We start from the raw sequence: 14,429 nt of genomic DNA on the forward strand, positions 1-14,429 counted from the left end.
TAACATTGAAAGAAGTCTTTATTTTCACAAGGAGGGGGAAGATGAGCGATCATCTGCTTTTGGAAGTGGAAAAAAAAGTTCGTACGTTGGAACGGGACATTCAGGCAGTCAAGCAAACATTGAACGAAATAAAAAAAGCGAAAGAGCAGGGGAAAGGCATTCCTCATATAAGTGTTATTTCTTATTTTACGTATTCGTTATTATTGCCGAAAACGGCAGAGCAAAAGGGAACCGTCGTCGGAAATTTTGTCATTCACAATACCGGTTCCGTTCTTCTTGAAAATCCTTTCATATGTCTAAAAGTGATGCCAAAAGAACGGGCCATATTGTCCGCTAAGCTTGGAGAGGATGTCCAATATGATCGCCGTTTGAATCCATTAGTGATGGAACCGTGGCAATATATTGATGAAAATGCGGATAAAATCGTGGAGGAAAAAGGAGAATTCTGGTTAAAGCCTGTCCACATTTCAAAAATCGAGGCTGGACAGAAATTATCTTTTTCCAATTTTCAGTTAAAGTTTGATATTAGAGAAGAACAAACGACTTATAAAGTGGAAGGGTTTTTTTATTGCAAACAACTTCCAAATGGGGTTCGGGCTTTAAATAATATTGTCATTCATGTGTAACGAAAATGATTTGATCGAAATTGGAAATGTTCATAGAAAAATGAAGACGAGAGAAGCGAATGAATTTGCTAAGAATGAATTAGAAAACTTAATCGCGGAATGAATACAACGTTAGTGAAGGTAAAATGACATGTTTTCCATTAAATAAGGAAGGCTGACTCAATCTCTACTTTTGCCCTGTTTGAGTCAGCCATTGTTTATTTATGCTTCTCGAACGACAAGAGCATTTAATGCACGAGTTTCTGCACTATAAGTAATACCAGCTATAGCTGCAACGTTTATAACGACACGGTAAACGTGTGTTCCGACGCCTGGTACGTCTACCCAAGTAAGGTTCGGATATAAAGTAACCGTAGCAGCATCAGTTATTTGAGTGTCTATATCGAGCTGAGCCAAATCCACGAATGCTCCTCCATTTGTAGACCGCTGTAGAATATAAGTAGCACCTGTTACGTTAGTTGTTACTCCTGCGTTAGCGGATGTAATTGCTAATTCAACCATGGAATCTAATTTTACCTCATCCCCGCTAAGCGTAGCGATTGGCTCAAGAGTAAGCACTACATTTGGATTAGTGGCAGCTGTGAGCGTTTGAGGGGTTGCTGATTGTGTAAAAAACAATCGCGGAAATAAGCCTCCATTGCATAAGCAAGCCATAATATTATCATCCTTTCAAATCAAATATTTTTTGTTTTCGTACTACTGTATTAAATGACAAACGCAGAGAAAATGTTTCGGATGAACAACTATTCTTTCGCCCATTTTTGAATTCTATAGTGATAAATGGGAGAATATCTAGAAATGATCGTTATGATGTTAGTCTAAAAAGTAGGCACACCAAATAGAGACGTTATCATAAAACGAATTGCATGGAGGGAATGGCCAGTGGAGAAACGTTTTGATAAAGAATTAAAACGATAAATTTAACTTTCTTCTCATTCTTATGAGAAGGGTGTCATGCCGAAATGGAAGGGCAATCTCAGAGATTGTGTTTTAAAAATCTAAGAAACTCATTCATAATTAAATAGGAAAGGAGTTGATTGGTTATCATCTTCTTGATTATTACTGTCTGAAGTTTTATGGGTATAGACTTTTGGTAAGCCAACTTCTCCCGTTTTATCGCAGCCTTTACTTGGTGTAACCAACATAATATTGATTTCTAAGAAAGGCACATGCCACTCATGCACGAAATATTTCTTAATAAATATCTATTAAACATTTTACCTCCATAGATGGTGTTGCAAAACTATAGTAAAAACTCAAAATTGTGCAGTTCATCCTTTCAAAGTAGACTTTTTCGAATGGCTAGTATGCCTTTGAAGGAACAACACTATAGCAAAGCTAGGAATCGATTTTGGCGTCGCAGAACGCACATATTGCTTGCAATTGTTGCACCTTGGTGTAAAATCGGGAAAACAAGAAGATATCCTCATCATGAGGATGTCTCCCTTTTGTGTCGACTAGGTCGTGGGCTATTTAAATTAACTGATGGCAACACCAGCACTTGCAAAACCAGTAAGGACACCGATATTAGTTGGACCAGGTGGTGTAGTAGTTGGATTTAAAGAAAAAACCATTAATAGTTTGTCACCTGCAGCTACCGGGAATGAGGCCGTAGCAGTACCAGCTGCAGTATTGCCAACGGTAACTACAGGGCCGAAGTCTGGTACTAAATTTACAAAAACGCCTGTTGGAGTAAAGGTGTTGCTAGTTGCAGGTGCTATCCATAGTTCGGCTCTGACTGTACCAGCTGCAGCTAAAGTTATACCCACTGTAGCACTAAAGAATGCAGCTATGGATGTGATTGTTCCGGCGCGAGGAACCACGAATGCGAAGTCAGGAATGTTCGTGGCACCGACACCTAGAGTTAGTGTTCCTGCACCAAGATCAACAGTTGGCGCAGAACTTCCGAATCCAACGATAGCTCCAGTATTAACTGTTACACCTGCAACATCAGTTCTAGTCAGTACAACAGGAGTTGTTCCAGATGCATACGGAATGATAGCACCAGCCCCTGGAGGTCCTGCTGGTTCAGGTCCAAGTACTGTTATCGCTTGCGCATTAGTACAACCACATCTTACCCTTGGTCTATTGTCACCATTACATTTTTCTTCCCAATGTTTTGACAATATGTTTCACCTCTCTTAACTAGGATACTTCAATATATGAGCAGGATAATAAGTTTGATTAGACAAGAGTTGTAGGTTAAGTGCTTGAATTTCCAAAATTAGTCGATTGAATATTCGGAGAGTGAGATAACCAAAAGGAGGTATTCCCTTTTTCTCTTGTAGATTTTTCAGTTCAGAATGTGTAACAAAACGCATAATAAATGCATAAAAGGGAGTAAAAAATCCATTACTTTGGAAATCATATACATTGACCAGCCAATATTTTTTTCGTTTCGCCAATCAATCCTCGAAATCGTGAGGAGCGAAAAGATGTCTATGGTCGGTCGATTCCTCAGTATCTAAAGACAGTATTGGGAAAATGTCCGTTTCCACAACACGATTGAACAGGTATTCAATTAGACAAAGAATAACGGACTAGAACAGCCACGTTGGGTATGGGTTAACTGCTATTTACTGCATGTACAATTACGCATATTTATGCAAAATTTTGGGTTTTTACTATAGTTTTGCAACACCATCCTCCGTATTTAAACTGATTCATTTAAAAACACTTAATCTATTTACCCTAGTATAATCATCCATTTTAAATCGATCTGGAAGTTCACTGTAGACGTTCGCATGATTTCGCTTTAAAGAAAAAGAAAATTAAACAATGTCGACGATATCGTTTGATTTTCTATAAACAAAATGTAATAATTTTTGTTACAGAAGAACATGTCTTTTTTAAAAGAACACTTTAAGTGGTGGTGAATTCAATGGATGCGATACATCATTCCCCAGTGGAAGTAGGGGATTGGGTAAAAGGGAAAACAAAAAATGGAGAATTGATATACGGTTATGTTGAAACAGTAAATTCATTGCAGGGAACTGTCAAAATAAAGGTGATGGATTGTGATAATGAGCAAATCATTGGAAAAACCGTTGAAACCCTAAAGCACTGGGTGAAAAAACTACCGATGTCGACCTTTGATAATGAGGAGGCGATTAAGGCATTAATTGATTTGGCATTACTAACCAAAGATGAAAGCTGGTTTATGGAACTGTCCAACCAATTAAAATCGATAAGACAAGTTGCAAAAGAAAGTGAAATGAAGAATACCACTCATCCTTCTTTTAAAAATGGATTGGGAACATGCGGCATGAAAGATGAATGTTAAAAAATACTCATGATGCGCACCAAGAGCGACAAGCGTAATGTTATTCATTTAAATCAGGTTAAAAAAATGAAAACAAGATGAACATAATCGGCTAACATGAAAAAAAACGCCTCATCTGTTTCGTTTTCGACGATCCATCGTGGAAACTCCATAGAGCTTGTTTCAATAACCCTTTATCTGCTAAAGCAGAGAAATCTCGTGTATATGAAGGTGCTCTTGCATGGGAAATCTCTCCTCATGTAGGATGACATTTTCATGTTGATGAGATTTCTTGTGCAAGAGTTATTTTATTTATATAGCGCTGTGGATAGATCAAAGAAATTTGACTAAATTTCCTGCAAATATTTTAAGAAATCAGCTTAACTCGCCTAAATATATCGATAAATATAGATATATCAATATAAATGCGTTTTAGCCATAAAGTGCCTTTTCTCTTTTATGGTTAACAGGTGGTGCTGATCCATGAGACATTTTCCAAGGTGGATAATTAGCTAATAGTGGAAAGTTTGTTCTGTTATATTGCCGACGAAGATGCGGCAATCCTTTTTGATATCCATCGCCTTCTAGGATAAGCTCATCCAGCGATAAAACCTCCAGACCATCGCCATAAACAGCGAATACCCAACAAACGAATATAGGTGTTTCCATTCGGAGCTGTGGACAAACCATCCTATGGTCTCCGCCTTTTTTTCGATCCATGTCATTAACAGGCTCATCGTGATGAGAAACAATCCTCGTGGCCATGGGCGCAGCCTTACCATGACGTAAAGAAAAAAAGTGACAAAGAGCGGCAGGCCGATTAAAGTAAAGGAAAGATCAATCGAAAAAATGGCTGGGAACGGCCGATGCGGAAAATGGTACCATCCATTTCCGACAAAATAAAGGTCTAAATAGGTTCCAATCCATGAGGCAAAGAAAAGCGTAGAAATGTAGGCCTGCGCGCGTTTAGTGCGAAGGAAAGAAGGCGTTTTTGGCGATGATCGCCAGCTCCATTTTTTCGAGCGTTTCACAATAGGCATGGGTAATCTCTCCATTTATTTGTTCGGTTGATTTCACAAGGTATTCCACAACATTCCAATCATCAAACCAATCGCCGGGCTCCGCTTCTTCATGCGCCACATTTTTCCATGCGTATAGGAGTCGCGGGCTGTAAATTCGGGGCACCCCCGGCTGTATTTGACAATCTTTAATCCGCCGGCGGTACGGTTGCCTAGGTGCCAATTCACAAACATCATTGAACAGGTGGGGCCAATAATCTTTCCGCGTCCCGGTATGGGGGTGAAGCGAAGCCCAGCGAACCACCCTTTCCAATGTGCCGTTGTTTTGAAACAATAGCGAGTATAACCGCTTTCCTAATAAAATCCGTTCATGCAGCGAGTGGAACTGATGGAGCGTTTGACCGATGAGAACAGGATTTCCTTGTTGATCCTCGTACGGAAACAAAATATGATTCAAGCTAAGAAAATCTTGTAGTTTGAACTCGATGGTATGGAAGACGCTTTTTTGAAAGACGGGATTTTGGATAACCCGTTTTTCCAAATAACTTTGCTCGTTAATGACCAAGGCGATGGCGAGAATATAAGGGTCGCCGCGGCGCCAAAAATGGTTCCAAATCGTTTCCATGAAGGTCGATACGTGAAACATTGGAAGAAGATAAAACAGCGGTTTTCTCCGTTTCTTGCTTTCCTCATACAGCAAAAATTGCGGATAGATATCTTGAAAAATAAGCCAGTTTCCGCGTTCCAAAAAGGAGAAGAAAGATTGCCGTTCCTCTTCGGTCAGTAAATGCAGCAACAGTTCCCCTTTTAAATCCGTCATATTCCAGCCGCCGTTTCTCGATACCATATGTCCTAAAAAAGCCCAGTGAATTTCCGGGTGGCGCTTGTAAAAGTCCAGGTATGCCGCTGTTCTTGTGACGTTGTTTTCGTTTTTCTCCTTCGTGCGGGCTGCTATTTGCTCTACGAGCCGTTTTTCTTCCATTGTTAGATTGGCCTCTTTTACAATATTGCTTATCCCTTTCCTCTTTTTCTTCAACTCATTTTTGATCTCCAGAAGAAATGGGGAGAGGGTAGGAGTTTTCTTTTTGGTCCAAAACATGCGGGCCACTCCTTCTGCGAATCGTTTTGCCGGTGCGGGAATAAGTATTAGAGGGGGGATTATATAGTTTACTAGGAAAGGATGGCGAGTGTGACATACAGCATGCCAGGCGAGATAAGCAGGTTTGTGGCGACAGTGAAACGGGAGCAAGCACCCGATGGTTCGTGGCGCTACCCATTTGAAACAGGCATTTCTACCGATGCTTATATGATCATCTTATTACGCACACTGGAAATAAATGATGAAGATCTGATTCGGAAGCTGGTGGAACGAATCGAAAGCAGGCAGGAGGGCAATGGGGCGTGGAAGCTTTTTTACGATGAAGGGGAAGGGAACGTTACCGCAACGGTGGAGGCATATTATGCGCTTTTATATTCTGGGTATCGAAAGAAGACGGATCCGCATATGCAAGCGGCGAAACAGCGAATTTTAGAAATGGGCGGAATCGAAAATGTGCATATGTTCGCGAAATTTATGTTGGCTATGACTGGGCAATATCGCTGGCCGAGGTTTTTTCCGATTCCCGTTGAATTTTTGTTGCTTCCGCCTTCTTTTCCGCTTCATTTTTTTGATATTTCTGTGCAAGGGCGGGCCAATCTCACACCGCTGTTCATCTTGACCGATAACAAATATTATCGAAAAACACGAAAAAGCCCTGACCTTTCCGATTTGTTTCTAGCGCGGGCCGATCACGGCGAAAAATGGGGGCTGCGGGCCGATCGTTCGTTTCTTTCGTACCTCAAACAATCGCTCATCGGGCTGCCAGGGCAGATTCACGCCGCTGCGAAACAGCGCGCCGTCCAATATATGCTGCAGCGTTTGGAAGCGGATGGAACGTTTTATAGCTATTTTAGCTCGACGTTTCTGATGATTTTTGCATTATTGTCGCTGGGATATCCGAAGGATCATCCTATCATTGTCAAAGCGGTCAATGGACTCAAAACGTTTCGTTGTTCCATCAATGGATATACGCATATGCAATATACGACGGCAACGGTTTGGAATACCGCTTTAGCCAGTTACGCTTTGCAGGAGGCGGGCGTACCACCGTCCGATGCCGCCATCGAAAAGGCAAACCGCTATCTTCTTTCCCGCCAGCATTACCGGTACGGAGATTGGGCGGTGCACAACCCTTACAGTTTGCCGGGGGGATGGGGATTTTCCAACATAAATACGATCAATCCTGATGTGGATGATACGACTGCTTCGTTGCGGGCGATTTACCGCCAGGCGTCCAAAAAAACTTTGTTTCGCCACGCATGGGACAGAGGCCTTCATTGGCTGCTTTCCATGCAAAATGATGATGGGGGATACGGAGCATTTGAGAAAAACGTCAATAAACGTCTGTTTCATTATTTTCCCATTCAAGGTGCGGAGTTTTTATTGACAGACCCATCGACAGCGGACTTAACGGGAAGGACCCTGGAATTTTTGGGAACATTTGCGAATTTGACGAAAGATCATCCGGCTATCGCGCGCGGGATCGAGTGGTTGATCGACCATCAAGAAAGAAACGGATCATGGTATGGCCGATGGGGGATTTGTTATATATACGGTACATGGGCGGCGGTAACCGGAATGATCGCTGCCGGTGTTTCCCCGACGCATCATGCCATCCAAAAGGCGGCAAAATGGCTATTAAGCATTCAAAACAGCGATGGCGGGTGGGGAGAGTCGTGTAAAAGCGACAGCGCAAAAACGTACGTACCATTGCGGGCAAGCACTGCCACTCATACCGCCTGGGCCCTAGATGCCCTGATCGCTGTCTTTGATCAACCAATTCCGGCAATTCAAGCCGGGATTCAATTTCTGCTTCAATCTATCAAAAAAGAGGATTGGACAGCTTCGTATCCGACAGGTCAGGGGATGGCTGGCGGATTTTATATTCACTATCACAGTTACCGCCGTGTATTTCCGTTGTTAACATTAAGTCACTATGAAAAGAAGTTTGGGTCGCTTCCGACGTGAAAATAGGAGGGAGTGGGAGAGGATAACCTCTCCTATTTTCGCTTGCTTCATCCTACGTGATGCTCATTTTCATCACTTAAAATCACCACAAATCCTTGGTTTCCGTCTACACGAATCATTTGCCCGTCTTTGATTTTCTTGGTGGCATCATTCACTCCCACCACAGCTGGGATTCCGTATTCCCGAGCCACAACGGCACCGTGCGTCATCAGTCCGCCCACCTCTGTAACCAATGCTTTGGCTGATTGAAATAAAGGAGTCCAACCAGGATCGGTATGAGGAGCAACGAGAATTTCTCCTTCATTGAGATGGGCTTCTTCCGGTTTCAAGACGATCCGGGCCTTACCTTCAACTACTCCAGCGGAAACCGGACTTCCAACAAGAGCACCTTCGGGGAGCTCTCCTTTCCTAGGGGAACCTGTTACAATTTCTCCTTCACTCGTCATTACTCTAGGTGGTTTCAATGTTTGGTGCCATTCATATTTTTCTTTGCGGTCAGCAACAAGTGAGGAGACATTTTGTTTAAACTCTCCTTTTGAGAGTTGAATCAACTCGTCAAGAGTCAAGAAAAACACATCTTCTGTTTGCTGTAGAACCCCTTTTTTTACCAGTTCTTCCGCTTCAGCCATAATAGCTTTTTTGCATTTATCCAAAATCAAAGTAAGCAGATATTTGGGATGCTCCCGAAGCCCGCCCATATGGCGGTATACCTCAATAAGACGTTTGAGCCATTTGGACTTAAGACCTCGACGTCCAACATGATCCATAATGCGCTGTATAGCTTCTTGGGCTTCCTGTTCACCTTGAATGAACTTTTGCCGATGTTCCCCTGGCTTCACACTGCGCATGTGTCCCAAGATGGCAGGGACGAGTTGGGTAGGAGCTTCACGCCAGCGCGGCCTTGTCAGGTCAATTTCACCTGGGCATCTATGTCCGTATTTGGCGATAAAATCTTCAAAACTTCGTTTAAATCTCTCTCCCCCGCGTACATTTAAGAGCCCTTCATAGAAGGTCTGATTATTCGCATGTTTCAGATACTCCTCCACTTCTGGCAGTTCCCGAACCAGATCGGCCAAATCGCCAATCTGCAGGCCCATCTCGCTGGTGATATTGCCGGGGAGGGATTTATTTATTTGATACAGTTCTTTGTCATCCCCGATCCAACGAATAAGTGCTCTCTTTAACAAGAGGAATGAGATTGGGAAACAAATGACGTAAGGAAAGATGTTCTGTAACATCGCCTTTCCGAAGGTGCTTAATTGATGTTGAACCGTTTCCAGGCGTTCAGCCCCGCTTACACCCTGCAAATCTTTTCTGACCTCTGTCCATTTTTTCTGCATGAAGCTTTCAACTTTGCTTTTCGCTGATTTCGGGTCACGCTTGAAAAGATTTTTCCATACCTCTTTTATGATCGGGGCAACGAATTGACGCGCTGACTTCACTAAACCAGGTTTAGGGGGAACTTGGAGAAACTCAGGCCGATGAATGACTTCACTGATTTCACGGCTGAGCGCTTCATCAAATAAATTTTTTAAAGCTATGGGCAGCATTTTTCTTCCCAGCTTAGTACGAAGCACTTCCGTAGGATTAACAAAAAGGCGTCCCCCAGCTTCTAAAAGAACCGTTTTCGGAAAAATGGTTCGTAAGACTGAAATCCCCAATGGTTTCATGGCATCTGTCATCATTTGTACATGGCCGAATGAGAACATGACACGGAGCGGTTCTTGCGGAATGTCGGGCAGAGGATATAGCGAAGTGATCGGCCGGCTTTGCACAATAAAAATCTCTCCGTTTTCCATACAGAACTCAATATCCTGTGGTGAGCCAAAATGTTTCTCAATTCTTTTTCCCAGTTCAGCCAAACGCAAAATTTGGCTGTCCGTCAGGGCTTGTTTGGTCTGTTGATCCGGAGGCAAGTCTTTTTTCACCGTACCTCCTTCAGGCAGCGAGTAAATCGCTATTTTCTTTTCCGATACGTTTTTGTGAATGATTTTACCGGCTTTCACTTTGTATAAATCCGCCGAAACCATTCCGGATACGATGGCTTCTCCCAATCCGAAGCTGGCGTCAATGGAGACCACCTTACGATTTCCACTCACAGGATCAGCGGTGAACATGATGCCTGCGATTTCCGGGTTCACCATCCGTTGCACCACGACAGACAGGTAGACCTGACGATGATCAAACCCATTTTTTGCCCGATAGGAAATGGCACGGTCTGTAAACAAAGACGCCCAACATTTTCGAATATGTTGAAGCAGTTCCTCCTGCCCCTTAATATTCAAATAGGTATCCTGCTGCCCAGCAAACGAGGCGGTAGGCAGATCTTCAGCCGTTGCACTGGAACGGACGGCATAAGCATACTCTTCCCCGACTGATTTCCAGGCATGAATAATTTCATTTCTCAACGGAGCAGGGATCTCTAGCTGACGCAAGTGGGTACGAATACGCTCTCCCAAATTCCGCAATTGATTTAAATCATTCGGGTCCATTGCATTTAGTTCATCTAACAGAGAATTCATTTCGGGACTGGTGGCGATAAAGTCTTGATAAGCCAGTGTTGTAATACAGAATCCACCGGGTACCGGGAAACCTGCCTTACTCAGTTCACCCAAGTTCGCTCCCTTTCCTCCAACATAAGGAAGACAGGAACGATCCACTTGTTCAAAAAATAATACATATGATCGCATTGGTTGGTCCCCTTTCTCTTGTCTTTTTTCGCTGTAATATACAAATAAATTAAATATTTTTACATATGGTTAGATTAGAACACCAACTAGGGACTGGGTGATCATGTTCTCTTTTTCCCATTTATTGAAAAAATCTCTTTAAGCTCATTCTAATACAAACTTTTACAAACGTAAAGTGAGTACTCACTTTATTTTTGGAATGAGAGTTATTCCATCCAATGCACGGGAAGCCGTTCATCTTTTTGAGCTGAAATGATTCATCAATGAAACAGATTTGGAGATTAAGGGACATTATACGAATACGGCTGGATACACCGATCCAGTTTTCGGATTGAGTCATATCCCACGTGCTTTAAATATTAGGTAAAAGAGAATCAATAGTGGGAAAAGGAAAAACGATGATCCACTCTTTATCGAGGTTTAAAATGGGGATTTTTGCGTTTTGTATCCCCTGGAGTGGTAAATTCGCGAAAAAACGGTGGGCCCCTTACTCACATTTTACAACCTTTAGACAAAAGGTAGGATTTTTTTCGATTGTTGTCAAATTAGTTAAAGGGAAATTACGCTACCGCATGAGCATTTACATTCATGCCATTTATTAAGCGCGTAATGGACATGAAGTAACTGTAATTTTCATAGCAGATCGATGAGTTTGTGTCAGTGGATGGACGTTCCTTAAGCTTTACACCGGTGTGTAATGGTTGTTATCCATTCTGAACTACAAAATCAGGGGAGGCAAATGGTAATGCGATTAACCGATGAGGAAGTGCAATTCCTTTTACAAGAGATGGAAGGTTGGAAGCTGGTGGAGGAGCGGTGGATTGCGAAAAAGTATCGCTTCCAGGATTATTTGCAAGGAATCGAATTTGTGCGGCAAATCGCGGCAATTTCAGAAGAAGTAAATCATCATCCGTTCATTTCTATCGATTATAAGCTCATCACGGTGAAAATTTCATCTTGGCGGGCGAAAGGGCTAACGAAGCTCGATTTTGAAATGGCAAAAAAATATGATGAAGTTTATGAAAAAATGAAATGAGAAATGCAGGGGGAGAAACATGGTCAAAGGTCAAGTGGCGCTTGTCACCGGCGCGGCGCGCGGGATCGGTTATGAAATTGCGAAAACATTTGCGGAAAACGGGGCCAAGGTGGTTTTAGCCGACTTAAATAAGACAGAAGTCGAGGAAGCGGCCGAGTCGCTTCGAAATGCGGGATATGAAGCGGTCGGCTTGAAGTGTGACGTCACCGCTGAAGAAGAAGTGAAAACGGCGCTTCATGAAACGATCGAGCGGTTTGGCCGCATCGATATTTTAGTGAACAATGCCGGTTTGCAATACGTTGCCAATCTGGAGGATTTTCCGACAGAGAAATTTGAACTGCTCATTCGCGTCATGCTGATTGGGCCGTTTATCGCCATCAAGCACGCGTTTCCAGCCATGAAGAAGCAAAAATACGGGCGCATTATTAATATGGCGTCGATTAACGGGCTGGTCGGTTTTGCTGGAAAAGCGGCATATAATAGCGCCAAGCATGGAGTGATCGGTTTGACGAAAGTAGCGGCGCTCGAGGGAGCCCCGTACGGCATTACAGTGAATGCGCTATGTCCAGGATATGTCGATACCGCTCTTGTCCGCAACCAGCTAACCGATTTAGCCGCAACGAGAAATGTGCCGCTAGAAAAAGTACTCGAGGAAGTCATTTATCCGCTCGTGCCGCAAAGACGCTTGCTGTCGGTTGAGGAAGTAGCAAACTATGCGATGTTTTTGGCAAGCGAACAGGCGAAAGGAATTACGGGACAGGCGGTTGTCATTGATGGAGGATATACCGCGCAATAATAAAAATGGTACGGACAACTCTTTTTTCTGTAAGGCTACCTTGAAAATAAGCGGTATGCAAAGATATGAATCTAGTAGTATGGGCAGTACAGCTTATTTTAATGCATCGTTGTGTCAAAAAATTGGCATGAGTGTCTTTGTTCAATTTCTTTTTATACTAAAGAGAAAGAGGATGTCCCAAAAGTGTTCGCATAGCGTTCGCTTTTGGGACACTTTTTTGGATAAAAAAGAAGAAAACCGTTCCTCTTTTGGTATAATAGAGTCACCACAACCCTACCAAAGAAAGGACGGTTTTCTTATGTACATTTATTATAACCGAGATCAACTCATTTTGCCAATGGATCTTGAAATTTTCATTCCCAAACATCATCTTTGCCGGATTGTGGATCTGGCAGTGGAAAAAATGGATCCGGCTCTGTTCGTTTCCCTCTATCCTGGCGGAGGGCGTCCAGCCTATCATCCGAAAATGATGTTGAAAGTCATCCTGTATGCCTACGCCAATCGGATCTACTCCTCTCGCCAAATCGCCAAGCAGTTGAAAGAAAACATTTACTTTATGTGGCTATCCGGCCATCAAACACCGGATTTTCGCACGATCAACCGATTTCGGTCGGAACGGATGAAGGACATCATTTACGAAACGTTTTTCTCCATTGTCGATCTTCTGCGTCAAGAAGGGTTGGTCAAGTTAGAGGATTATTTTCTGGATGGAACGAAAATCGAGGCCAATGCCAACCGATATACATTCGTTTGGCGCAAATCAACGGAAAAGTACGATCAGAAACTGGAGGAGAAATTCCGGAAAATCGTTGCCTCGATCGAACAGGTGACGAAAGAAGATGAAGAGGCGGAACAAGAGGGGGATTTTCAAGAAAAGCTGGAAGCTTCACCGATCACGTCCGAAAGGATCGAAGCCGTCATCGAACAAGTGGAAGAGCGCCTAAAGAAAGAGCCGAAGAATCGTACGTTAAAGAAAGCCAAACGGCAATTGGAACAAGATCTTCTCCCCCGTAAGAAAAAATATGAAGAATACAAAGAAAGATTAGGCGAACGGAACAGTTTTTCGAAAACGGATCCGGATGCCACGTTTATGCGGATGAAGGACGACCATATGAAAAATGGCCAGCTCAAACCGGGGTACAATGTGCAGATTGGGACAGAGAACCAATTCATCACTGGATTTAGCGTGCATCAACGGGCAGGGGATGCCGGATGTTTCATTCCGCATTTGGAGCAATTGGCCGCCTATGGGCGTCCAATGCCTAAACAAGCCATTGCGGATTCCGCCTATGGGAGTGAGGAGAACTACACGTACTGTGAGAAAAAGAAGATAGTCGCCCTGATCAAGTACAACACGTTAGATCGGGAACAAACGAAAGCGTGGGCGAAGGAGATCGGCCGAATCGAGAACATGACGTATGATGAGGAGCTGGATGAGTGGATTTGCGCTAAAGGGGAACGGTTGGTGTTTGTGTATGAACGGAAGGAAACGACCGACAACGGGTACGTTACCGTCAAACGGACGTATCGTTGTACGGCTTGTGCCGGATGTCCGTTTCAGGCGACATGCGCCAAAGGCAAAGACACGAAAACCATCCGCGTTTCCTTGAAAAATCAACAACAACGGCAAGAGATCCGTAAACGGCTGTCCACGGAAGAAGGGGCGGCGACGTACCGAAAACGACAAATCGAAAACGAGCCGGTGTTTGGGCAAATCAAGCACAACCAGCAATTTCAGCGCTTTTTGTTAAGAGGGCTCCCAAAAATTACCTTGGAATGGGGGCTTATTTGTGCTGCTCACAATTTGAGAAAGTGGGCGGCCACAACCGATCCAACAAAGAAAAAACAGGATAAAATTCAGAAATAAGGAGAAATTCCTGCTTCAAAAAAGGAATAAATAACCAAATAGTAAAGAAAAGAAACAGAGGCTGTC

The 14,429-nt window shown here is 43.2% G+C and carries 12 protein-coding genes; 6 read left to right on the forward strand and 6 right to left on the reverse strand.

All coding sequences use genetic code 11. The features are described 5' to 3' along the window. Positions 1 to 41 precede the first annotated feature (41 nt). Complete coding sequence (locus BV455_RS17235; RefSeq protein WP_081162872.1) at positions 42 to 626, forward strand: hypothetical protein; 585 nt, start codon at positions 42 to 44, stop codon at positions 624 to 626. 201 nt (positions 627 to 827) lie between these two features. Here the strand turns inward: BV455_RS17235 and BV455_RS17240 are convergent, their stop codons facing one another. The 3 genes from BV455_RS17240 to BV455_RS17250 form a co-directional block, all read right to left on the reverse strand. Continuing rightward, complete coding sequence (locus BV455_RS17240; protein ID WP_017437792.1) at positions 828 to 1,280, reverse strand: hypothetical protein; 453 nt, start codon at positions 1,278 to 1,280, stop codon at positions 828 to 830. Positions 1,281 to 1,633: 353 nt separating this feature from the next. Then, the gene (locus tag BV455_RS17245) at positions 1,634 to 1,810 is read right to left on the reverse strand and encodes a hypothetical protein (RefSeq protein ID WP_157787212.1); all 177 of its coding nucleotides are present in this window, start codon (positions 1,808 to 1,810) and stop codon (positions 1,634 to 1,636) included. Between the two features lie 294 nt (positions 1,811 to 2,104). Beyond that, positions 2,105 to 2,752 carry an exosporium glycoprotein BclB-related protein gene (locus BV455_RS17250; RefSeq protein ID WP_017437793.1) on the reverse strand — a complete coding sequence of 216 codons (648 nt, stop codon included), beginning with the start codon at positions 2,750 to 2,752 and terminating at the stop codon, positions 2,105 to 2,107. Between the two features lie 755 nt (positions 2,753 to 3,507). Between BV455_RS17250 and BV455_RS17255 the strand changes: the two genes are divergently transcribed. Continuing rightward, on the forward strand, positions 3,508 to 3,909 hold the full coding sequence (locus tag BV455_RS17255; protein ID WP_017437794.1) for an IDEAL domain-containing protein: 402 nt from the start codon (positions 3,508 to 3,510) through the stop codon (positions 3,907 to 3,909). Between the two features lie 563 nt (positions 3,910 to 4,472). Here BV455_RS17255 and BV455_RS17260 read toward each other — a convergent pair. Together BV455_RS17260 and BV455_RS17265 are read right to left on the reverse strand one after the other, a co-directional pair. After that, on the reverse strand, positions 4,473 to 4,928 hold the full coding sequence (locus BV455_RS17260) for a CBO0543 family protein (RefSeq protein ID WP_081162357.1): 456 nt from the start codon (positions 4,926 to 4,928) through the stop codon (positions 4,473 to 4,475). Then, positions 4,855 to 6,006, reverse strand: coding sequence for a DUF2515 domain-containing protein (locus tag BV455_RS17265; protein WP_017437796.1), 1,152 nt, complete (start codon positions 6,004 to 6,006; stop codon positions 4,855 to 4,857). The genes BV455_RS17260 and BV455_RS17265 overlap by 74 nt, the downstream gene beginning before the upstream one ends. An 81-nt stretch (positions 6,007 to 6,087) precedes the next feature. On the opposite strand from BV455_RS17265, the gene shc reads away from it, so the two are divergent. After that, positions 6,088 to 7,974: a squalene--hopene cyclase gene (gene shc, locus BV455_RS17270; RefSeq protein ID WP_190977399.1), complete on the forward strand. Its 1,887-nt coding sequence runs from the start codon at positions 6,088 to 6,090 to the stop codon at positions 7,972 to 7,974. Positions 7,975 to 8,021: 47 nt separating this feature from the next. Here the strand turns inward: shc and BV455_RS17275 are convergent, their stop codons facing one another. After that, a complete protein-coding gene (locus BV455_RS17275; protein ID WP_081162359.1) occupies positions 8,022 to 10,664 on the reverse strand; it encodes a phosphoenolpyruvate synthase in 2,643 nt (880 codons plus the stop codon). Between the two features lie 745 nt (positions 10,665 to 11,409). On the opposite strand from BV455_RS17275, the gene BV455_RS17280 reads away from it, so the two are divergent. From BV455_RS17280 to BV455_RS17290, 3 genes are all read left to right on the forward strand, one after another. After that, the gene (locus tag BV455_RS17280; RefSeq protein WP_017437800.1) at positions 11,410 to 11,700 is read left to right on the forward strand and encodes a 4a-hydroxytetrahydrobiopterin dehydratase; all 291 of its coding nucleotides are present in this window, start codon (positions 11,410 to 11,412) and stop codon (positions 11,698 to 11,700) included. 19 nt (positions 11,701 to 11,719) lie between these two features. Beyond that, on the forward strand, positions 11,720 to 12,496 hold the full coding sequence (locus BV455_RS17285; RefSeq protein ID WP_218687462.1) for a 3-hydroxybutyrate dehydrogenase: 777 nt from the start codon (positions 11,720 to 11,722) through the stop codon (positions 12,494 to 12,496). Positions 12,497 to 12,794: 298 nt separating this feature from the next. Next, a complete protein-coding gene (locus BV455_RS17290) occupies positions 12,795 to 14,363 on the forward strand; it encodes an IS1182 family transposase (protein WP_218687463.1) in 1,569 nt (522 codons plus the stop codon). The last annotated feature ends 66 nt before the right edge of the window (positions 14,364 to 14,429 follow it).

The sequence above is a fragment of the Parageobacillus caldoxylosilyticus genome (assembly GCF_019272935.1).
GTDB lineage: Bacteria > Bacillota > Bacilli > Bacillales > Anoxybacillaceae > Saccharococcus > Saccharococcus caldoxylosilyticus.